The organism is Robiginitalea sp. (assembly GCF_049588695.1).
Lineage (GTDB): Bacteria > Bacteroidota > Bacteroidia > Flavobacteriales > Flavobacteriaceae > Robiginitalea.
Window position 1 is genome coordinate 1 of sequence record NZ_JBAVZJ010000594.1, and the last position, 1,666, is coordinate 1,666.

General features: G+C 42.8%; 3 protein-coding genes. All 3 read left to right on the top strand.

Translation table 11 applies throughout. From position 1 onward, the window contains the following. A partial coding sequence (locus WBV75_RS13600) for a PliI family lysozyme inhibitor of I-type lysozyme (protein WP_424121127.1) occupies positions 1–472 on the top strand: 472 nt, incomplete at its 5' end. A 24-nt stretch (positions 473–496) separates the two neighbouring features. Then, entirely contained in the window at positions 497–994 is a 498-nt protein-coding gene (locus WBV75_RS13605; protein ID WP_424121128.1) for a hypothetical protein, read from the top strand. A gap of 122 nt (positions 995–1,116) precedes the next feature. Then, positions 1,117–1,581 (top strand): VOC family protein, encoded by a 465-nt coding sequence (locus WBV75_RS13610; RefSeq protein ID WP_424121129.1) that lies wholly within the window; start codon positions 1,117–1,119, stop codon positions 1,579–1,581. The last annotated feature ends 85 nt before the right edge of the window (positions 1,582–1,666 follow it).

Genomic DNA, 1,666 nt, shown 5'->3' on the forward strand with positions numbered 1-1,666 from the left:
GGATATAACATTTGATATAACAACCATCGGTGGGGGTGCGGTCAGTGAGCTGACCATTCAACCTAGTGGATTGGAAATTGATAATCAAAAAATTGCATTGGAAATAGACGGACAAATCGTTAATGCAGAAATTGAAGATTTAAATTCCGATGGGTTTCCTGAAATCTTAATTTATACCGTTTCAGCCGGAAGTGGCAGCTATGGCAATGTAATTGGTTATTCTGTAAATAGTGGAAAGTCCATAAGCCAAATCTATTTCCCGGATATCACCGAAAATAAAGAAGCCAGTATGGGGTATATGGGTCACGATGAATTTGCTATTGTGGAGGCAAGTTTACAACGCAGATTTCCTTTATATAAGTCAGGGGACTCCAATAGCAATCCCACGGGCGGAACCCGTCAAATACAATACAAATTGCAGGATGGTGAAGCCTCCAGACTATTTGTTATCGATAAAATTCGTGAGTATTAATGCATCCGGATATAAAAAGTTTTTATGAAAAAACTATTCTTAATCACACTACTGGCACTCTCGATTACTTCTTGCCAGGACAGAACTAAAACAGAACGGGAAACCGAAACTACTCTATCTCAAAAAGTCGAAAACGATGGCAGGGCTGATATTAACTTTGAAAGCAATCCTATAGCTAAAGAATACCGAACTGTCATCACTGAAAAGTACGATTCGCTTGAGGTGAATTTTGCATCCCATTATGTAGTTGTTACCTGGGGTTGTGGCTCCGGTTGTGTGACCGGGGCAATGGTTGATACCCGCGATGGATCCGTTTATTCCATGCCGGAGGATAAGGAATGGGGCGGCAACGGAACCTTCATTGAATCAAAGAAAGAAAGTAATATACTATTTACCGTTGCCGTTGCTCAATCCCCCACCGGGGAGAGAGAACAGACTGTGAAATCCTGGGGATGGGATGAGGGCTTAAAAAAGTTCGAGTTTGAAAATGTAGAAACCGTCGTTATTGGTCCCGACGAGTAAAACAGGTTACCACTGACTACCGGGGGAGTGTCCAAATAGTTCGCAAAACCCCAAAATCATAGGACGGCTGATATGTTTATTTAGTTTCGCGCTGTCACTCGACAACCGATAAACCAAAAACCATGGCAGATCAGAGTAAACATACGGACAAATCAAAGCAACAAGCAGATTCGATTCCTAAAGTAACCGGGATAGGGGGTATTTTCTTTTTTTCGGAAAACCCGGAGAAAATTAAAGAATGGTATTCCCGGAATTTGGGTCTGGAGGTCAATCAATGGGGATCGAGTTTTGAATTTAGAAATGCCCACCGGCCGGAGGAGATAAACTATCTGCAATGGAGTCCTTTTGCCCAGGGAAGCGAATATTTTGCCCCCTCAAAGAAGGAATTTATGATCAATTACAGGGTTCAGAACATTGAGGGGCTGGTCGACAAACTCAAAGAAAACGGAGTAACCGTACTCGATAACATTGAAACTTTTGATTATGGAAAGTTTGTGCACATCATGGATGCCGAAGGAAATAAAATAGAGCTTTGGGAACCGGTGGACAGGGTCTTTACGGCCATGGGAGGCAAGACGACGAAATAGCCGAGTGCGACTTTAATCAAAACCCCAATATATTGCAGAGTATGCCTTGGAGCCCCAATCTGTAACTTGGCAGTGGGCAGTGGGC